At 45.9% G+C, this 19,139-nt stretch carries 16 protein-coding genes, 3 rRNA genes and 1 riboswitch; of the genes, 17 read left to right on the top strand and 2 right to left on the bottom strand.

The window, feature by feature from the left end; translation table 11 throughout:
* Positions 1 to 64 precede the first annotated feature (64 nt).
* The 4 genes from NST45_RS27010 (at position 65) to NST45_RS26995 (ending at position 5,699) form a co-directional block, all read left to right on the top strand.
* A 16S ribosomal RNA gene (locus tag NST45_RS27010) occupies positions 65 to 1,622 on the top strand.
* A 233-nt stretch (positions 1,623 to 1,855) separates the two neighbouring features.
* Positions 1,856 to 4,781, top strand: a 23S ribosomal RNA gene (locus tag NST45_RS27005).
* Positions 4,782 to 4,910: 129 nt separating this feature from the next.
* Positions 4,911 to 5,027 (top strand): 5S ribosomal RNA (rrf, locus tag NST45_RS27000).
* The 16S, 23S and 5S rRNA genes sit together here, the layout of an rRNA operon.
* A gap of 258 nt (positions 5,028 to 5,285) precedes the next feature.
* The gene (locus NST45_RS26995) at positions 5,286 to 5,699 is read left to right on the top strand and encodes a hypothetical protein (protein ID WP_339824252.1); all 414 of its coding nucleotides are present in this window, start codon (positions 5,286 to 5,288) and stop codon (positions 5,697 to 5,699) included.
* Between the two features lie 63 nt (positions 5,700 to 5,762).
* Here the strand turns inward: NST45_RS26995 and NST45_RS26990 are convergent, their stop codons facing one another.
* Positions 5,763 to 6,287: a hypothetical protein gene (locus NST45_RS26990; protein WP_076105826.1), complete on the bottom strand. Its 525-nt coding sequence runs from the start codon at positions 6,285 to 6,287 to the stop codon at positions 5,763 to 5,765.
* Between the two features lie 209 nt (positions 6,288 to 6,496).
* Here NST45_RS26990 and NST45_RS26985 point away from each other — a divergent pair, with 209 nt between their 5' ends.
* The 10 genes from NST45_RS26985 to rsmI all read left to right on the top strand — a co-directional run bounded on the left by NST45_RS26985 (position 6,497) and on the right by rsmI (position 14,145).
* A complete protein-coding gene (locus NST45_RS26985) occupies positions 6,497 to 6,682 on the top strand; it encodes a sigma factor G inhibitor Gin (RefSeq protein WP_339824250.1) in 186 nt (61 codons plus the stop codon).
* Positions 6,683 to 6,894: 212 nt separating this feature from the next.
* The gene (locus NST45_RS26980; protein ID WP_339824248.1) at positions 6,895 to 8,433 is read left to right on the top strand and encodes an aminotransferase class I/II-fold pyridoxal phosphate-dependent enzyme; all 1,539 of its coding nucleotides are present in this window, start codon (positions 6,895 to 6,897) and stop codon (positions 8,431 to 8,433) included.
* A complete protein-coding gene (gene tmk / locus NST45_RS26975; RefSeq protein ID WP_076099910.1) occupies positions 8,434 to 9,075 on the top strand; it encodes a dTMP kinase in 642 nt (213 codons plus the stop codon).
* A gap of 126 nt (positions 9,076 to 9,201) precedes the next feature.
* Positions 9,202 to 9,531, top strand: a complete 330-nt coding sequence (locus tag NST45_RS26970; protein ID WP_036678844.1) for a cyclic-di-AMP receptor — start codon at positions 9,202 to 9,204, stop codon at positions 9,529 to 9,531.
* 51 nt (positions 9,532 to 9,582) lie between these two features.
* Positions 9,583 to 10,026, top strand: a complete 444-nt coding sequence (locus NST45_RS26965) for a YaaR family protein (RefSeq protein ID WP_036678842.1) — start codon at positions 9,583 to 9,585, stop codon at positions 10,024 to 10,026.
* 17 nt (positions 10,027 to 10,043) lie between these two features.
* Positions 10,044 to 11,018 carry a DNA polymerase III subunit delta' gene (gene holB / locus NST45_RS26960; protein ID WP_076099912.1) on the top strand — a complete coding sequence of 325 codons (975 nt, stop codon included), beginning with the start codon at positions 10,044 to 10,046 and terminating at the stop codon, positions 11,016 to 11,018.
* 139 nt (positions 11,019 to 11,157) lie between these two features.
* A complete protein-coding gene (locus NST45_RS26955; RefSeq protein WP_036678838.1) occupies positions 11,158 to 11,958 on the top strand; it encodes a stage 0 sporulation family protein in 801 nt (266 codons plus the stop codon).
* Between the two features lie 30 nt (positions 11,959 to 11,988).
* Positions 11,989 to 12,354, top strand: a complete 366-nt coding sequence (gene yabA / locus NST45_RS26950; RefSeq protein ID WP_036678835.1) for a DNA replication initiation control protein YabA — start codon at positions 11,989 to 11,991, stop codon at positions 12,352 to 12,354.
* Positions 12,355 to 12,463: 109 nt separating this feature from the next.
* The gene (locus NST45_RS26945) at positions 12,464 to 13,237 is read left to right on the top strand and encodes a tRNA1(Val) (adenine(37)-N6)-methyltransferase (protein WP_326047972.1); all 774 of its coding nucleotides are present in this window, start codon (positions 12,464 to 12,466) and stop codon (positions 13,235 to 13,237) included.
* A complete protein-coding gene (rsmI, locus tag NST45_RS26940; protein ID WP_038568004.1) occupies positions 13,234 to 14,145 on the top strand; it encodes a 16S rRNA (cytidine(1402)-2'-O)-methyltransferase in 912 nt (303 codons plus the stop codon). The genes NST45_RS26945 and rsmI overlap by 4 nt, the downstream gene beginning before the upstream one ends.
* A 405-nt stretch (positions 14,146 to 14,550) precedes the next feature.
* On the opposite strand, the gene NST45_RS26935 is transcribed toward rsmI, so the two are convergent.
* Entirely contained in the window at positions 14,551 to 14,805 is a 255-nt protein-coding gene (locus NST45_RS26935; RefSeq protein ID WP_036678829.1) for an AbrB/MazE/SpoVT family DNA-binding domain-containing protein, read from the bottom strand.
* Positions 14,806 to 15,100: 295 nt separating this feature from the next.
* Between NST45_RS26935 and NST45_RS26930 the strand changes: the two genes are divergently transcribed.
* From NST45_RS26930 to NST45_RS26920, 3 genes are all read left to right on the top strand, one after another.
* On the top strand, positions 15,101 to 16,384 hold the full coding sequence (locus NST45_RS26930; protein WP_038568006.1) for an HD domain-containing protein: 1,284 nt from the start codon (positions 15,101 to 15,103) through the stop codon (positions 16,382 to 16,384).
* Positions 16,385 to 16,435: 51 nt separating this feature from the next.
* Positions 16,436 to 17,206 carry a TatD family hydrolase gene (locus NST45_RS26925; protein WP_036678823.1) on the top strand — a complete coding sequence of 257 codons (771 nt, stop codon included), beginning with the start codon at positions 16,436 to 16,438 and terminating at the stop codon, positions 17,204 to 17,206.
* 198 nt (positions 17,207 to 17,404) lie between these two features.
* Positions 17,405 to 17,634: riboswitch (cyclic di-AMP (ydaO/yuaA leader) on the top strand.
* Between the two features lie 285 nt (positions 17,635 to 17,919).
* On the top strand, positions 17,920 to 19,086 hold the full coding sequence (locus NST45_RS26920) for a 3D domain-containing protein (RefSeq protein ID WP_036678820.1): 1,167 nt from the start codon (positions 17,920 to 17,922) through the stop codon (positions 19,084 to 19,086).
* Positions 19,087 to 19,139 lie beyond the last annotated feature (53 nt).

Raw genomic sequence — 19,139 nt, 5'->3', positions numbered from 1 at the left:
CAAAATTAGAGAATTAATTTTCTCGTCAGATGTTTCAAAATGAGCATATCGCTCTTTTCAATACTAATTGGAGAGTTTGATCCTGGCTCAGGACGAACGCTGGCGGCGTGCCTAATACATGCAAGTCGAGCGGAGTTATTTTGAAAGCTTGCTTTCAAAATAACTTAGCGGCGGACGGGTGAGTAACACGTAGGCAACCTGCCCTTCAGACTGGGATAACTACCGGAAACGGTAGCTAATACCGGATAATTTCTTTTTTCTCCTGAGAGAAGAATGAAAGACGGAGCAATCTGTCACTGAGGGATGGGCCTGCGGCGCATTAGCTAGTTGGTGGGGTAACGGCCCACCAAGGCGACGATGCGTAGCCGACCTGAGAGGGTGAACGGCCACACTGGGACTGAGACACGGCCCAGACTCCTACGGGAGGCAGCAGTAGGGAATCTTCCGCAATGGGCGAAAGCCTGACGGAGCAACGCCGCGTGAGTGATGAAGGTTTTCGGATCGTAAAGCTCTGTTGCCAGGGAAGAACGTCCGGTAGAGTAACTGCTACCGGAGTGACGGTACCTGAGAAGAAAGCCCCGGCTAACTACGTGCCAGCAGCCGCGGTAATACGTAGGGGGCAAGCGTTGTCCGGAATTATTGGGCGTAAAGCGCGCGCAGGCGGCTATTTAAGTCTGGTGTTTAAACCTTGGGCTCAACCTGAGGTCGCACTGGAAACTGGGTGGCTTGAGTACAGAAGAGGAAAGTGGAATTCCACGTGTAGCGGTGAAATGCGTAGATATGTGGAGGAACACCAGTGGCGAAGGCGACTTTCTGGGCTGTAACTGACGCTGAGGCGCGAAAGCGTGGGGAGCAAACAGGATTAGATACCCTGGTAGTCCACGCCGTAAACGATGAGTGCTAGGTGTTAGGGGTTTCGATACCCTTGGTGCCGAAGTTAACACAGTAAGCACTCCGCCTGGGGAGTACGGTCGCAAGACTGAAACTCAAAGGAATTGACGGGGACCCGCACAAGCAGTGGAGTATGTGGTTTAATTCGAAGCAACGCGAAGAACCTTACCAGGTCTTGACATCCCTCTGAATCTGCTAGAGATAGCAGCGGCCTTCGGGACAGAGGAGACAGGTGGTGCATGGTTGTCGTCAGCTCGTGTCGTGAGATGTTGGGTTAAGTCCCGCAACGAGCGCAACCCTTAACTTTAGTTGCCAGCAGGTAATGCTGGGCACTCTAGAGTGACTGCCGGTGACAAACCGGAGGAAGGTGGGGATGACGTCAAATCATCATGCCCCTTATGACCTGGGCTACACACGTACTACAATGGCCGGTACAACGGGAAGCGAAGCCGCGAGGTGGAGCCAATCCCATCAAAGCCGGTCTCAGTTCGGATTGCAGGCTGCAACTCGCCTGCATGAAGTCGGAATTGCTAGTAATCGCGGATCAGCATGCCGCGGTGAATACGTTCCCGGGTCTTGTACACACCGCCCGTCACACCACGAGAGTTTACAACACCCGAAGTCGGTGGGGTAACCCGCAAGGGAGCCAGCCGCCGAAGGTGGGGTAGATGATTGGGGTGAAGTCGTAACAAGGTAGCCGTATCGGAAGGTGCGGCTGGATCACCTCCTTTCTATGGAGAATCGTCTTCTGCAATGAAGACATTCAAATCGGAAGCTTAGCTTCCACAATCTCAGGTTTAGGCCTGTTACTCACTCGTTGCTCAGTTTTGAGAGTTTAAGCTCTCAAGTAAGACTTGATCCTTGAAAACTGGATACCGAAACGAATTTGCGTTTTAGAACATCTTTTAGCAACTTGTGCAAACAAGTAAATGTTATTAGTGAGATTTTTCTTCGGAAGAATCAAGGTTAAGCTAATAAGAGCACACGGAGGATGCCTAGGCGCCAGGAGCCGACGAAGGACGTGGCGAACAACGAAACTGCCTCGGGGAGCTGTAAGCAAGCTTTGATCCGGGGGTGTCCGAATGGGGAAACCCAGCTGTGGTAATTCGCAGTTACTCATTTCTGAATACATAGGAAATGTAGAGGCAGACCAGGGGAACTGAAACATCTAAGTACCCTGAGGAAGAGAAAACAATAGTGATTCCGTCAGTAGCGGCGAGCGAACGCGGAACAGCCTAAACCTAAGAGCTTGCTCTTAGGGGTTGTGGGACGTCTCACATGGAGTTACAAAGGAATATGGTAGGTGAAGAGGTCTGGAAAGGCCCGCGATAGAGGTAAAAGCCCTGTAACCTAAACTGTGTTCTCTCCGAGACGGATCCCGAGTAGTGCGGGGCACGTGAAACCCCGTATGAATCCAGCAGGACCATCTGCTAAGGCTAAATACTACCTGGCGACCGATAGTGAAACAGTACCGTGAGGGAAAGGTGAAAAGCACCCCGGAAGGGGAGTGAAATAGAACCTGAAACCGTGTGCTTACAAAAAGTCAGAGCCCGATCTATGGGTGATGGCGTGCCTTTTGTAGAATGAACCGGCGAGTTACGTTTAACATGCAAGGTTAAGCCGAGAAGGTGGAGCCGCAGCGAAAGCGAGTCTGAATAGGGCGACTTAGTATGTGGACGTAGACCCGAAACCGTGTGATCTACCCCTGTCCAGGGTGAAGGTGCGGTAACACGCACTGGAGGCCCGAACCCACGTACGTTGAAAAGTGCGGGGATGAGGTGGGGGTAGCGGAGAAATTCCAATCGAACTCGGAGATAGCTGGTTCTCCCCGAAATAGCTTTAGGGCTAGCCTCGGTATAAGAGTAGTGGAGGTAGAGCACTGATTGGGTGCGGGGTCCGCAAGGATTACCAAGCTCAGTCAAACTCCGAATGCCATATACTTATTGCCGGGAGTCAGACAGTGAGTGCTAAGATCCATTGTCAAAAGGGAAACAGCCCAGACCATCAGCTAAGGTCCCCAAGTGTGTGTTAAGTGGGAAAGGATGTGGAGTTGCACAGACAACCAGGATGTTGGCTTAGAAGCAGCCACCATTGAAAGAGTGCGTAATAGCTCACTGGTCGAGTGACTCTGCGCCGAAAATGTAACGGGGCTAAACACACCACCGAAGCTATGGCTAGATACTATGTATCTGGGGTAGGGGAGCGTTGTGTAGGGGTTGAAGGTGTACTGAAAAGAGCGCTGGACACTACACAAGTGAGAATGCCGGTATGAGTAACGAAAAGATCAGTGAGAATCTGATCCGCCGAAAGCCCAAGGTTTCCTGAGGAAGGCTCGTCCGCTCAGGGTAAGTCGGGACCTAAGGCGAGGCCGAAAGGCGTAGTCGAAGGACAACAGTTTGAAATTACTGTACCACCGTAATCCGCTATGAGCGATGGGGTGACGCAGGAGGGTAGTGACGCGGACTGATGGATGTCCGTCTAAGCAGTGAGGCTGATGTGTAGGCAAATCCGCACATCGATAAGGCTGGGCTGTGATGGGGAGCGAAAATTATAGTAGCGAAGGTCATGATCTCACACTGCCAAGAAAAGCCTCTAGCCAGGAGAAGGTGCCCGTACCGCAAACCGACACAGGTAGGCGAGAAGAGAATTCTAAGGCGCGCGGAAGAACTCTCGTTAAGGAACTCGGCAAAATGACCCCGTAACTTCGGGAGAAGGGGTGCCCCGGTAGTGTGAATAGCACGAGGGGGCCGCAGTGAAAAGGCCCAAGCGACTGTTTAGCAAAAACACAGGTCTGTGCGAAGCCGCAAGGCGAAGTATACGGGCTGACGCCTGCCCGGTGCTGGAAGGTTAAGGGGAGTGGTTAGGGGTAACCCGAAGCTATGAACCGAAGCCCCAGTAAACGGCGGCCGTAACTATAACGGTCCTAAGGTAGCGAAATTCCTTGTCAGGTAAATTCTGACCCGCACGAATGGCGTAACGACTTGGGCGCTGTCTCAACGAGAGATCCGGTGAAATTTTAATACCTGTGAAGATGCAGGTTACCCGCGACAAGACGGAAAGACCCCATGGAGCTTTACTGCAGCTTGATATTGAATTTGGGTACGATCTGTACAGGATAGGTGGGAGCCGTAGAAATCGGAGCGCAAGCTTCGGTGGAGGCGCCGTTGGGATACCACCCTGATCGTATCTAGGTTCTAACCTAGTGCCCTTATCGGGTACGGGGACCGTGTCAGGCGGGCAGTTTGACTGGGGCGGTCGCCTCCTAAAGAGTAACGGAGGCGTTCCAAGGTTCCCTCAGAATGGTTGGAAATCATTCGCAGAGTGCAAAGGCATAAGGGAGCTTGACTGCGAGACCTACAAGTCGAGCAGGGACGAAAGTCGGACTTAGTGATCCGGTGGTACCGCATGGAAGGGCCATCGCTCAACGGATAAAAGCTACCCTGGGGATAACAGGCTTATCTCCCCCAAGAGTCCACATCGACGGGGAGGTTTGGCACCTCGATGTCGGCTCATCGCATCCTGGGGCTGAAGTAGGTCCCAAGGGTTGGGCTGTTCGCCCATTAAAGCGGTACGCGAGCTGGGTTCAGAACGTCGTGAGACAGTTCGGTCCCTATCTGTCGTGGGCGCAGGAAATTTGAGAGGAGCTGTCCTTAGTACGAGAGGACCGGGATGGACGTACCGCTGGTGCACCAGTTGTTCCGCCAGGAGCATGGCTGGGTAGCTACGTACGGACGGGATAAGCGCTGAAAGCATCTAAGCGTGAAGCCCCCCTCAAGATGAGATTTCCCAATTAGTAAGACCCCTTGAAGACGACGAGGTAGATAGGTTGGAGGTGGAAGTGCAGTAATGCATGGAGCTGACCAATACTAATCGGTCGAGGGCTTATCCTATACTTAGAATGCAGATTCGTTTCGGATTCAGTTTTCAGGCGATTAAGCCTGTAATACGCTTAGAAATTTATTGTCACTTCTGGTGATGAACCGAATTTCACGCGGCAGCGTCTGTTTCACAGACGCATGTTTGGTGGCGATAGCGGAGGGGTTCCACGCGTACCCATCCCGAACACGACCGTTAAGCCCTCCAGCGCCGATGGTACTTGGACCGAAGGGTCCTGGGAGAGTAGGACGTTGCCAAGCACATTAAGCCATTGTTGATTTATCAGCAGTGGCTTTTTTGTTTTTTTTGGACAAGAGTGATATTTGAAGGGGAGTACAACATCTGAAGGGGCTGTAATTGAGTGACATTTTTGTTACCGACGCTGAGGTCGATACAAGTATAATAGATAAGTGCAAATAATAAGCAACATCTCTAATACGAAGGAACTACTCATAAATTCTAACTTTGAATTTTCTTGTGTCTTTAGATGCATTGTGGAGGTAAGGAGGATTTAAGGCATGAAACAAACAAGAATTATTAAGATATTAATTTTTTCGTGTATAGTAGCTTTAATACTGGCAGGCTGCGGTACGAAAGCGCCCAGCTGGGATGCTTTTGAGGGTGCGCTAAACGAGAAGAATTTCCCTGTACCCCAAGAGGCGTACTCACCAGACCAGACTACGACAAACGTTGCTATGGATTATGTACGTTATTCTTTACCTGGATTAAAGGAGAAGAATGGTATCCCAGAGGAGTATATGGATACTATTAAGGCCTGGGGATGGGTTGAACAGGAAGAGGAGAATACCGATTCATCTGGTGTTTTTCAGAAGGATGGAGTAACGGTTCATTTAACAGTACATGATGATTATTTTATAGTTATGATCCCTAAAGAAAAGAAGGTCTTAATTAAAGGTCTTAAGACAAAATAAATAATCGCCGTCCTTTATGGATGGCGATTATTTATTTATATGCGAATACAGGTTAACCGTACTCTATTGAGAGTAATAGGAGGCATCGGTTGGATTAAACTTCAGCATGCCTTCCTTGTTGCGTTGATTTATTTTGAACAGTGTATAGAGACGGGGTAGTAAAAGCCACAAGTGGCAAATAATCAGGGATACTGTAAATGCCGGTGGTGACCAAAAAATAAAGAGAGCTGCAATACAAAGACCAATATAAAAATTATGTAACTGTACTTTACGGAAAATGCGGTAACTAATGTGTTGATCTGGCATGAAGCCAAGCCACGGGATTTTAAATGAGATGGACCATCTTTTTGAAATAGGATGCCCGGAGATTAGAAGTACTGAGCGTGAAATAACATATTGAACCCAGAACATAACCGGTGCAGCTATAATTAAGTAGAGAATACTCCACCAAGAAAGAAAGACTGTCTCGAGCACAAGGACCAAAAGAGGGAGCAAAATATAAACACGCAGCAGAGGTGCCGTTAGATTAATTTTTTTGATTAATTTATATTGATAGAATGTAGCAGCGCCTTTGGTGTTGGATTCCATATAAAATAGACTAACCTCCTCACAGATTCATATGTTCTTAATATCGGCGAATGAAAGCATTTTATTAAACTATGGGCGAATATTCACCGATATGGGGGCAGCGGAATATATATAATACACGAAACGAAGGATATGAAAAAACTATGAAAAGGTTTAAAATGATAGAAGGTGTATCATACTGTTCTTAAAAGAGTCAAGGTGGGATGGTTATGGAACAGCAAACCGAGCAAGCTTGTATCATTTGTGGACAGGAAAAAGAAGAAGGTATTGTGATTGTCTCGCATTTTATTTGTGAGGATTGTGAGGCAGAAATGATCCGTACCGAGGCAGAAGATGCTAAGTACCGTTTTTTTATTGGCCAGATGAAGAAGATCGGATTGCAAAAGAACGCTTAAGTAAGTAGAGTAACTCTGTTAATTGATGCGGATAAGAGAGCGGTCTGGATGAAAGATATAAGGACTGCATTAGAGATATTCATATACGGCTTCCTCGTTGTTTAAGCGGGGGGAGCCGTTTTGCTGTTCAGTCAGATGCTTTTATGAGGAAACATAGGAGTTTTTGAATATTTACGTTAAAATAGAAGGAACCCTATGGGAAGGAATTTAATATGAATAAATTACAACGATGTAGGGCGCCTGTATACGAAATGCTGGAGCAATATAGAATTGTGGGTAATATATCTTATCATGTGCCGGGACATAAAAATGGAGCGGCATATGACGGCGTAGAAGGCGCTGGGTATCTAGATGAGGTTATGAAGTACGATGTTACGGAGATTACCGGCACGGATGATCTTCATCATCCTGAGGGAGTCATTAAGGAAGCACAGGAGTTGGCTGCTGATTGCTTTGGAGCAGAGGAGAGCTTTTTTCTAGTTGGCGGAAGTACGGCGGGCAACCTGGCGCTGATTCTAACGGCTTGCCCCGAGCCTGGAATGATTCTGATCCTTCAACGAAATGTGCATAAATCAGTGATTCATGGTCTTATGTTAGCTGGAGTGCGGGCTGTTTTCGTCGAGCCGCTGATTGATCCACTCAGCGGCTTGGCAGTAGCGCCGGCGGCAGAGGCTGTTGAGGCTGCACTTGCAGCCTATCCTGAAGCCGCCGCTGTATTTGTCACCATGCCCAATTACTACGGCATGGGCAGTGACCTCGCGCCCCTCGCGCGTATCTGCCACGACAGCGGAGTACCGCTGCTTGTCGATGAAGCGCATGGGGCGCATTACGGGCAGCACCCGGCACTGCCTGCCGGGGCGCTTGCTTGTGGCGCGGATGGCGTAGTGCAGTCCACGCATAAGATGCTCACAGCAATGACCATGGGCGCTATGCTGCATGTTCAAGGGCAGCGGCTCGACCGTGCCCTGCTCTCGCAGCGGCTCGCCATGGTGCAGAGCTCCAGCCCATCATATCCTATGATGGCGTCGCTTGATCTTGCCCGGCGGTTGCTGCACAGCCGGGGCAGCGATGCTTTCACGGCGGGGCTGGCCGCCGTGGATGTCCTGCGGCGCGGCCTTGCCGAGCTGCCGCGCTATGGATTGGTGCAGCCGGCAGAGCCGCTGCACGACGGTACGCCGCTGCATAAGGCGGCGTACGAGATGCAGGACCCCTTCAAAGTCGTCATTTATGACGCCACCGGGGTCCTAGGCGGTTTCGAGCTGCAGCGCAGGCTCGAAGCTAAGGGCTGTGTGCCGGAGATGAGTGACGACCGGCACGTAGTGCTGCTGTTCAGCCTCGGTTCGAAGGCTGAAGATGCAGCAAGGTTATTGCAGGCGCTGCGGGAAATAGAGTCGGAGGATACATCCGAATCACCGCACACCGCTGCCATTTCAGAATCTCGAAATATTTCCACGTGGAACAATTTGAATGTTTTACAAATCTCAGCACCCGTTCCCTTCTCTTTGAAGCCGGTGACAGCCAATGAGGTAGAAAGTATTAATCTTGAACACAGCGTGGGGAGAGTAGCTGCAGAGATGGTAATTCCCTATCCACCAGGCATTCCATTATTATATCCGGGTGAGGTCATCACAGATCAGATACAGCAAAGACTGACTGGTTTAGCTTATGGAGGCGCGAAGTTCCAGGCTTGTGCTGATCCGGTCTTGCAGCGTATTAAGGTATACAACATTCAGAAGGGCGGAGAAGTATAAGTGGGCAAAGAAGGTTTCTTCATAACATTAGAAGGGGGCGAAGGCTCCGGAAAAACAACGGTACTGGGCAGAGTAGCAGCATATTTGCAGAATCGGTCCATGCCCTATCGAATTACACGTGAACCTGGAGGCATTGAAATCGCCGAAAAAATTCGCTCTATTATTCTGGATCCTGCCCATACTGCAATGGATGCACGTACAGAGGCATTGCTGTACGCTGCATCAAGAAGCCAACATCTCGCTGAAGTAGTAGAGCCGGCTCTTAGAGAAGGGCTTACAGTCCTCTGTGACCGCTTTGTAGACAGTAGTCTCGTTTATCAAGGACATGCAAGAGGATTAGGTATGGAAGAGGTGTGGAGTATTAACCGCTTTGCTATTGGAAATCGCATGCCCGATCTAACCTTTTATCTGGATGTAGAACCTGAGATTGGATTATCACGGATTGCGGCCAATCAAGATCGCGAAGTCAATCGTCTGGATATGGAGAGTCTTGCCTTTCATCAGAAGGTTCGTGAAGGATATCATTTATTAATTAAGGCGAATCCGGAGAGAATAGTAGTTCTTGATGCAAACCGCCCTATTCATCTGGTAGAACAAGATATCGTGAGAACTCTTGAAGAGAGAGTATTAAAGGGTTTTTAGGGTGTTTTGTCTAATATAATAAGAGAAGTGGCATATAACTAAGCGTTTGCTTATGAAGTGAGGTTACTACTAAGAACACATTAAGTAGTAATACTCCATAAAACTTTTTTGGGAGGGAATGCGAAGATGAAGTTGATCATTGCAATTATCCAGGATAAAGACAGTAACCGGTTATCCAGTGAGCTAGTAAAAGCCAATTTCCGTGCTACCAAACTCGCAAGTACAGGTGGATTTCTGCGGGCGGGAAATACGACATTTATGATTGGGGTAGAAGACAGTCAGATCGAAGCTGTACTAAACGTTATCCGTAACAGCTGTAAAGTGCGTGAACAACTAGTCACTCCAGTAACTCCGATGAGTGGCACGACGGATTCCTATTTACCGCTCCCTGTTGAAGTACAGGTCGGTGGCGCTACTGTATTCGTGCTTCCTGTAGATCGTTTCGAACATTATTAAGTATAATATAAATGAGCAAGTCATTTACAAAAAAGGGGCGGTAGATAACCTTTGAAGATCAATCCGGGATATAGGCCCTTAAAGAGTGAGCTTCCAAATGCAGAAGGGGCTAATAAGCCTGTTCAGCAGAAATCGTTCTCTGACGTTTTTCAGCAGCAAGGTGAACAGAAAACCAAAGATGAACTAAACCGCCAGATCAAAGAAATACAGTCACAAGGCGACCGTTTATCTAAGTCTATGACCATTCGTGAACTCACCATTTACCGGATGATGATCAAAAGGTTTCTGGAAGAAACCGCTCGTAGAGGCGTTATACTGAAAGAGACACGTGGATGGGATAGACGTGGGCGGGGCAAGCGTTACAAGCTGCTTGAGGAAATTGATGCGGCTTTGCTATCTATGGCAGACGATCTGCTGAATAGTGAGCAGGGCCGAATAGATCTGTTGGGACGTGTTGGAGAAATTCGCGGGTTGTTAATCAACCTTTCTTTTTAAAGTTTTGGGAGGAAATTATGCCTTTTCATGATATAGTAGGCCAGGAGCATGCTAAACGGCTACTCCAAAATGCCTTGCGCAAGGACGCTGTGAGCCATGCTTATTTATTTACAGGACCAGCAGGCAGTGGACAAATGAAGACGGCGCTGATGTTTGCCCAAGCAATTTTTTGCACTGAAAGCAAGGATGACGCCTGTGGCGAATGTCTAGAGTGCCGAAAGGTTGAGCATGGAAACCATCCTGATTTGTCATTGCTGCAGCCCGACGGTGCAAGCATAAAAATAGATCAGATCCGTGAGCTGCAGCGTGTCTTTTCCTATCGATCTGAGGGTGTGAATCCAAAGGTTTATATTATAGATGGGGCAGACAAAATGACGGTACAAGCTGCCAATAGTTTGTTGAAGTTTCTGGAAGAACCGCCAGCTCCGGCAGTAGGAATCCTAATATCTGATAATAGTCGTTCTTTATTGCCGACGATTCAGTCACGGACTCAGCGGATTCCATTTAGTCCGTTAAATCCGGATATTATGCTTCAAGCGCTAGCAAGTGAGGGTGTGCCGATCCCCTTAGCTCGATGTGCAGTATCACTTAGTTCGGGACTTGATGGTTGCAGGGAACTTTTGGAACAGAATTGGTTTGCAGAAATGAGAAATCTAGTGTTACAATTAGCTAAGGAGTCCTTAAGCAAGGGCAGCTCCACGGTAGCAACTGCCGGGCAGAAGCTGTTCAAGACTGGGCTCGCTGAACATTTGGATATCCTTTTCAGCATGTTCCATCTATGGTTTAAAGATATGCTCTACTTCCTGTACCGCAAGCATGAAAGTATCGTTTTTATAGATCAGTTAGACTTTATTTCCAGGCATGCCCGTGGGCGCAGTGCGGAACAATGGGTGGCTTATATGGGATATGCAGCAGAGAGTACTAAGAAGCTGCGTTCCAATGCCAATGCCCAGTTGTGTCTGGAGCAGTTCTTAATCCGACTGGAAAGTTAAAGGATTAGCAATGATATATCCTCCGGATGTCGCTTTACCTGGAAGTATCGTTTTAACAGACGAGGAAGGACAAGCATGGATCATCAGGGAGCGGACATGCCCATAGGTTCCTTTTACCGGCAAACAAGGGGGTTAATTTTTGTACAGCGTAGTAGGTGTCCGTTTTAAAAAAGCGGGTAAAATATATTATTTTGATCCACTTGATTTTCCGATTGAACGAGATCAATGTGTTATTGTTGAGACAGCACGTGGGGTGGAATACGGTAAGGTTGTCGTAGGCAAAAAAGAGGTGGAGGAGTCCGATGTTGTACTACCCCTCAAAAAAGTGATGCGTATTGCCGGAGAAACCGACGCACGCGTAGTTGAGGAGAACAAAAGCGCCGCTAAGGAGGCTTTTACAACCTGTTTAAATAAAATACGCGACCACGGTCTCAAAATGAAGCTCGTAGATGTAGAGTTTACTTTTGACCGTAATAAGATTATATTTTACTTTACGGCCGAAGGACGCGTTGATTTTAGAGAATTGGTTAAGGATCTGGCAAGTATTTTTCGGACCCGCATTGAGCTTCGGCAAATTGGGGTACGTGATGAAGCAAAGATGCTAGGTGGACTTGGACCTTGTGGACGAGTGCTTTGTTGTTCATCTTGGTTAGGGGATTTTGAACCCGTATCCATAAAAATGGCCAAGGATCAGAACCTTTCACTTAATCCGACCAAGATTTCCGGACTTTGTGGACGTCTGATGTGTTGTTTGAAATTTGAGCATGACAATTATGAGAGTGTAAAGGAAGAAATGCCAGCGGTCGGCAAGATTGTCGTGACCTCATTGGGGGATGGCAAAGTAGTAGGAATCAATGCCGGAAACCGTACGGTTCATGTACAGTTGTTTGAAGTGGGCAAAGTTAAGGAACTTCCAATGGATGATGTTGTCGTCAAGTAAACCATATAAGGTTACTTTCGGGGTGGAAACTTGGAGAAGAAAAATATATTTGCACACATGCAGGATATGGAAGCGCAGATGGAAACGATGCGCGCCAATCTTGGAGAATGGAAACAGACGGTAAAAGAACTGATGGAAGCTAACCAGAGGTTAACTCTGGAGAATGAACAGCTTCGCAAAATTTTAAAGCGGGATGCACCTTTGGATCCTACCGTAGATTCTGCGGAGGCGGAAGCTCTTTTAGCTACCGGAGAGGGAACAGAAGAGGTTGTCGGGGAAGGTTATGACAACTTGGCTCGACTTTACCACGAAGGCTTTCACATCTGTAATGTTTATTTTGGACATTTACGCACGGAAGGTGACTGTCTGTTCTGTCTTTCTTTTCTTAATAAATGAGGATATCCAGCCGTAGGAGATTAATCCTACGGTTTTTTTTGAATTTTGGCCAATAGGCATATGCATTTGAAGCAAGTTTTTTTCAACAAAACCTTTAGGAGATTATTACATGAAGAATTCTTTTAATGATATATCTGTCCCCTTGTTACCGACGGAGCGGGTGGATGATTTACTAACGCATGACCTGCGCATTATTCAAAGTGATGAAGTATTTAGCTTTTCTATGGATGCTGTATTGCTTGCTCGTTTCGCCAGTGTTCCGCCACGTGGAAGAGTTCTAGATCTTTGTACGGGAAATGGTGTAATACCGATTTTAATGACTACCCGGACAAAAGCCTCTATAGAAGGTATTGAAATACAACCTCGTTTAGCTGATATGGCTCGTCGTAGTGTGGCTCTCAATGGCCTTCAGGATCAGGTTGTAATTCATGAAGGTGATTTACGCGAGTTATATACTACCGCAGGACATGGTGTGTATGATGCAATAACGGTGAACCCTCCTTATATGCCGCTTAATGGCAGTGATCTGAAGCTGAACAACCATCAGGCTATGGCTCGTCATGAGATAGGCTGTACTCTGGAGGAGGTTATTCAGGCTTGTGTGCGATTGGTTCGGACGGGCGGAAAGGTAAGTATGGTTCATAAACCACAACGGTTGGTTGATATTATCAGTCTTATGAGACAATATAGACTCGAGCCAAAGATTATTCGGTTTGTACATCCACGTGCCCATCTAGAGGCTAATATGGTATTAATCGAAGCTACACGTGATGGAAAGCCTGAGGTTCGTTTACAACCACCGCTCATCGTATATAATGAGGACAATCAATACTGTCCAGAGATTATGGACATCTACTATGGTGCTAAAGAGGGTAAATCATGACGATATCATGCCAAAGCAGTTTTCAAAACAAGACCAATACCAGTACTCAGGAGACAACAGGGTCGCTTTTTCTGGTGGCTACACCTATCGGTAATCTGGAGGATATGACCTATCGTGCAGTCCGCACTTTACAGGAATGTGATATTATTGCCGCGGAAGATACGAGACAGACCCGGAAATTACTCAGCCACTTTGAGATTTCACCTTCGATGTTGTTTAGTTATCATGAGCATAATAAGGCCGCCAGTGGACCTGAGCTTGTACGCTATATAATAGAAGGAAAAAATTTGGCACTCGTCAGCGATGCCGGTTTACCAGCGATTTCTGACCCTGGAGCGGATCTTGTAGCCCTTGCTATAAGTCATGGAATTCCGGTGATTCCTATCCCTGGAGCTAACGCAGCGTTGTCAGCTTTGATCGCTTCTGGTCTATCTACGAATACGTTCACTTTTATCGGCTTTCTTCCCCGAGAGCGTAAGGACATCCGAGCAGTATTAAGTCCACTTCGTTCGGCTCAAGGAACTTTGTTGTTCTACGAATCTCCCCATCGCGTAGTTAAGACACTTGCTCATCTTCAAGAAGCATTCGGCAATCGCCAGATTGTGTTGGCACGTGAATTAACGAAAAGATATGAGGAATTTCTACGCGGTTCGATTGAGGAATGTACACTTTGGCTTGCTGAACATCCTCCGCTAGGCGAATATGTTATTGTCGTAGAAGGGGAGAGCAAGGAAGATGCAGAAATCGCAGAATCGGCGTGGTGGCGTCAGTTAAGCATTGAAGAACATGTAGCTCATTACGAAGCACAGGATGTGCCACGTAAAGAGGCTATGAAAAAAGCGGCATCAGACCGGGGTGTAGCCAAACGGGATATTTATAATGCGTTGCTTGATAGAGCAGAAGAGTAAGTGTTGTAGACGAACTCTTAGAATAACTAAGGATTCTTGGAAACGGCCCGAGCTTGAATGATTTATCTGTGGGTTAAATGTACTTTGTACAGTTATTTTTGAATTTTTTTATGTATTTGTTCGTTTAGTTGTACTTCATACAGTTATAAAGGTGGAAATGATTGATTTCACGGAGATATAGGGAATATAAGTGTACAAAATACAATTAATTCGTTTAATGGTAAAAATCATTTAAAATAACTGTAAGAAATACAACTAAGTATTACTGGTTCCGTCTTGAAGTACATTGCCCTTAGGGAGGGCAAACCCAGACATAAAAAATACCTCCCGCGGTCACGGGAGGTCAAGGAGATATGAAAAGGTTAGAATTAACAATTTGATTAGTTCTATTATATACTATTTAATTTAGTTTGTCACAGGGGTAGGGATGGAAGAAATGCATTCATGACAAACTATTTTTCCTTTAAAGTAAGTTACGTTCTCAGCGTTGCCACAGAAAATGCAGGCAGGCTCATACTTTTTAAGCATAATCCGTTCGCCATCAACGTAAATTTCCAGTGCGTCCTTTTCGCCAATGCCAAGTGTACGGCGTAATTCAATAGGAATAACAACCCGTCCAAGTTCGTCTACTTTTCTTACAATTCCTGTTGATTTCATCATAACAATCGTTACTCCTCTCAATGTTCCAAAAACGTCATTATTCGACATTGTTCACTGTTTTATGATACTTATAATACCAACGATTCCCAAATCAGTCAACCTTTTTTCATAGGCTGAATAAGAAAATTTCCATAAGAACTTTGAATGTCCCTATAAAAATTAAGAATTGCCCTGAAAGCATTTTGTCGATTTACCAAGACCAAAAATGATACTTTTCGACAAAGTACGACATAATTACTTATTATATACTGATATTAGTTAAAATCATATTAAATTATTAGAAGGAGTTGACCTCATGAAGCAGCCGCTCACGGAAGAAAAGGTTTTCAAGGATCCCGTTCATAATTATATTCATGTACAGGATACGATTATTTGGCGACTAATTAATACAAAAGAATTTCAGCGTTTACGCCGGATTCGCCAGTTAGGTACCTCATATCTCACTTTTCATGGTGCAGAGCATAGTCGATTTTCTCATTCTTTAGGAGTATATGAAATTACACGAAGAATCATTTCGCAATTTGAGCGCAGCGGGTATAAGGATTGGATTCCGGAAGAAAGTTTGCTTACTTTGTGTGCGGCTTTGCTGCATGATTTAGGGCATGGCCCATTTTCCCATTCTATAGAAGAAGCTTTTGAAATGAACCATGAGGATTGGACCTGCCGGATTATTTTGGAGGACACGGAGATTACCGAAATATTGCGTGATGTGGAGGAAGATTTTCCTCGTAAAGTAGCTTCAGTTATCTCTAAGACTTATGAGCATGAAATTGTTGTCAATTTGGTTTCCAGTCCGCTGGATGCTGATCGTATGGATTATTTGCTGCGTGATGCGTACTATACAGGTGTAAACTATGGAACCATCGACATTGATCGGATTTTGAGAATGCTTCGTCCTTATAATGGGCGGATTGTAGTAAAAGAATCAGGTATGCATGCCATTGAAGATTATTTAATGTCACGTTATCAAATGTACTGGCAGGTATATTTTCATCCGGTGACGCGCAGCTCTGAAATTATTTTGCGTCAAATCTTCCGTAGAGCTAAAGAATTGTTCCAAGAGGGGTACAAATTTCGCTTTATGATCGCTCCGCTGGAAGATCTCTTTCGAGGAGAAGTAACAGTGAAGCAATATTTAATGCTTGATGAGGCACTGGTACAGACTGCTTTTATGCAATGGACACTTGAAGAAGATGAGTTATTAAGCGACTTGTGTACCCGTTTTATTCATCGTAAACTGTATAAATATGTAGAGATCGAGAATTTGGATACAGATATGATTACGGAAATCCGCAGCAGTTTTGCGGGAGTGGGACTTAACCCAGAATATGACCTAGAGATTGATTATCCGACAGATTTGCCTTATGATGTGTTCCGTCCAGGAGCAGCCTTCGACAATAATCAAATTTTACTGCTTGATCGGAATGAGCAATTGCGGGAAATTTCAGAGGTATCGGATATTGTGCGCTCAATAAGCGGAATTCATCGTGGCAGATATCATCTATATTTCCCACAGGATAAGCTGAAAAAAGCCCTTACACGCTTGCCCTCTTCTGTAGCAGAGATTTTTGCAAAATAATACAAATATTTATGGAACTATTGATAAAAACAACAAGGAGTGAGCTTTAAAATGTATCTGTTCGACACACATACACATCTAGATGCGCCTCAATTCGACGAGGATCGCGAGGAAGTTATTGCTCGTGCAGTAGAGGCCGGAGTTAGCAAGATGATCAATATTGGATTTAATCGGGAAACGATCCCTTCAACGATGAAGCTGGCTGAATCTTATGATTATATTTATGCAGCGGTGGGCTGGCATCCACAGGATGCGATTGATATGAAAGAGGGGGACCTCGATTGGATCGCCTCTCTTTGCAGCCATGAAAAAGTGGTGGCCATCGGAGAGATTGGATTGGATTATTATTGGGATACCTCTCCCAAGGATGTGCAGCAGGAGGTCTTCCGCAAACAAATCGGACTAGCCCGTGAACTAAAAATGCCAATCTGTATACATGACCGTGATGCTCATGAAGATGTTGTACGGATTTTACGGGAGGAAAAAGCAAATGAAATTGGTGGCGTGATGCATTCGTTCTCAGGCAGCTGGGAAACAGCAAAAATGTGTCTAGACCTTGGATTTCATTTGTCATTTGGAGGACCGATAACGTTCAAAAATGCCAGAGTGCCTAAAGAGGTGCTTGCACAGACGCCATTGGACCGATTATTGATCGAAACAGACGCTCCATATTTGACTCCACACCCCTTCCGTGGCAAGCGAAATGAGAGTGCTCATGTGAAGTTAGTAGCAGAGGCTGCGGCTGAAATTAAAGGGTTAACATGGGAAGAATTGGCTAAAATTACGTATGCGAACGCACTGGAACGATTTGGGATTGTCTGAAAACAGGAGTAAAACGGGTGAAAAATAGAGAATAGCCGATATATTAAACTTTTTTAATATAAAAACGGCTGATTATTACAATATTTTAACCATATATTTGCTTAAACGTGGTTGAATCGTCCTTTACAACATGCATCAAAACAGGATATCATCTTTTCAGTGATGTGAGCTGTTGTTATTGTGACAGCCATTGATTCATGGATCGTCTCGCTGAGTCTCCGTATGGAGAACGGGGGAACCAATATTGAACTGCCGCATGCCTGTATCTTGAATACGACTAGGAATTGCCGCAGAACAATATTTGATTTCTTCACGTGGTCTTTGGGGTGAATTTAAGGGCAACCGCCGTGAGCGGGTGACCTGAAATAGGGCGTCTCTCTTTCGTCCGAACCCGACAGCTAACCCCGTAAGCGCAAGTAAGAGAGGCAACCTCGTGCACAAACATTCCCGCGTATTCTGACATCGGAGAAGCCACGAAAGAGTCCTCAAGAGAACTCTTTTTAGGCTTCTTTATTTTTGAATAAACTGAATGTTGCCCGCATACTGTTATATAACAGGTGTGGGAGTAGCTGTGCCGAGCAGGCGATCCATGAGCAGGAGACGCTAAGTTAATACGTGCGTATCCTGTGACAATCTCAAATAGTTTCGTCAAAGAAATTCAGTCCTCATGATATACAAATTGACGACGAGGCTATGTAAGGAGGATGGAGAGAATGGGCTTATTCCAACCAGAGGTATCCCATGATTCGCAGTCATCCAGCAGGTCTTTCGCATTACGGTGGGAGCAAGTAAATACTCGCGTACTTTTACTTGCAGGTGTGATTTCAATCGCAATCGCGCTGTTAATTCTGCTGTACGTACACGGTCAAAGTAACAAACAATTTGTTTTAGTAATAGACGGGCAAACACAGACACTTGAAACGCGAGAAGCACTTCTTGGTGATGTGTTGGAGAAAGAGCAAATTTCGCTGCAGCCGCATGATGAATTATCTTTAGGTCTGAGTGATGAAATAAAAGACGGTGACCGTGTCGTTATCAATCGTGCGCAGAAATTTAGCCTTACTGCGGACGGAGCAACAAAAACGTTATATACGACCGAAGACACTATCGGTCAGGCGATTGACAAACTGGGTATCAACCTAGAAGGCTATGATAAGATTTTTCCTTCGTTAGACACCACCATCTCTGCTGACATGGAGATTAAGATCGTTCGTATCAACAAGCAAACGGTACAGCGAACAACTAACTTACCTTTCCGTGTTATTAAGACAGCAGATCCCTCCCTTACTGTGGGAACAGTTAGAGTGGCACAGGCAGGCAAACCAGGCGTCATGGTTCAGCATATTGAAAAGATCTATCAAGACGGAGAACTGGCCTCTATGCGCATGATCGGCAAGGAAGTACAAACGGTAACAAAAGATAAGATCATTGCCGTTGGTACTAAAGCACTTCCTAAGCCTACTGTAGTTGCTAAAGCTACAACAACTTCCAAATCAAGCACTACCTCCAAAACGACTAAAGTTAGCGCTAAGACTAAGAACGTCACAAGCAAGGCTGGCGTAGACTTTGAGTACAAGAAGATGATTAAGAACGTCTCCATGACAGCTTATTCGTCAGAAGAGCCAGGAATAGGTACTAAAACTGCCTCCGGAACACGCGTAACGGAAGGTCGTACAATTGCAGTAGATCCGAATGTAATTCCTATTGGCTGGTGGGTTTATATCGATGGGCTTGGATTCCGCCGTGCAGAGGATACGGGCGGTGCCATTAAAGGCAATAAAGTGGATGTCTATTATGATTCCCTGAGCCATGCTCGTAATTTCGGCCGTAAATCACGTACCGTATATGTGATTGGACCTGTGAAACCAGAGCTTAACTAGAACTGAAGCTTTTGCAAAAAATCCTTTGATAAGCTATAGTGATGATAACCGTT

Source organism: Paenibacillus sp. FSL R7-0163 (assembly GCF_037969975.1).
Taxonomy (GTDB): Bacteria; Bacillota; Bacilli; order Paenibacillales; family Paenibacillaceae; genus Paenibacillus_AQ; species Paenibacillus_AQ odorifer.
The sequence above is the reverse complement of the archived record's forward strand: the minus strand, read 5'-3'. Positions and strand labels throughout refer to the sequence as shown.

Excerpts from the sequence above, each read along its gene's own strand:
- NST45_RS26990 (WP_076105826.1), bottom strand. The coding sequence starts at position 6,287 with ATGGAATCCAACACCAAAGGCGCTGCTACATTCTATCAATATAAATTA.
- NST45_RS26995 (WP_339824252.1), top strand. The coding sequence starts at position 5,286 with ATGAAACAAACAAGAATTATTAAGATATTAATTTTTTCGTGTATAGTA.
- rsmI (WP_038568004.1), top strand. The coding sequence starts at position 13,234 with ATGACGATATCATGCCAAAGCAGTTTTCAAAACAAGACCAATACCAGT.
- NST45_RS26970 (WP_036678844.1), top strand. The coding sequence starts at position 9,202 with ATGAAGTTGATCATTGCAATTATCCAGGATAAAGACAGTAACCGGTTA.
- NST45_RS26980 (WP_339824248.1), top strand. The coding sequence starts at position 6,895 with ATGAATAAATTACAACGATGTAGGGCGCCTGTATACGAAATGCTGGAG.
- NST45_RS26945 (WP_326047972.1), top strand. The coding sequence starts at position 12,464 with ATGAAGAATTCTTTTAATGATATATCTGTCCCCTTGTTACCGACGGAG.
- NST45_RS26985 (WP_339824250.1), top strand. The coding sequence starts at position 6,497 with ATGGAACAGCAAACCGAGCAAGCTTGTATCATTTGTGGACAGGAAAAA.
- holB (WP_076099912.1), top strand. The coding sequence starts at position 10,044 with ATGCCTTTTCATGATATAGTAGGCCAGGAGCATGCTAAACGGCTACTC.
- NST45_RS26935 (WP_036678829.1), bottom strand. The coding sequence starts at position 14,805 with ATGATGAAATCAACAGGAATTGTAAGAAAAGTAGACGAACTTGGACGG.
- NST45_RS26930 (WP_038568006.1), top strand. The coding sequence starts at position 15,101 with ATGAAGCAGCCGCTCACGGAAGAAAAGGTTTTCAAGGATCCCGTTCAT.
- NST45_RS26920 (WP_036678820.1), top strand. The coding sequence starts at position 17,920 with ATGGGCTTATTCCAACCAGAGGTATCCCATGATTCGCAGTCATCCAGC.
- NST45_RS26925 (WP_036678823.1), top strand. The coding sequence starts at position 16,436 with ATGTATCTGTTCGACACACATACACATCTAGATGCGCCTCAATTCGAC.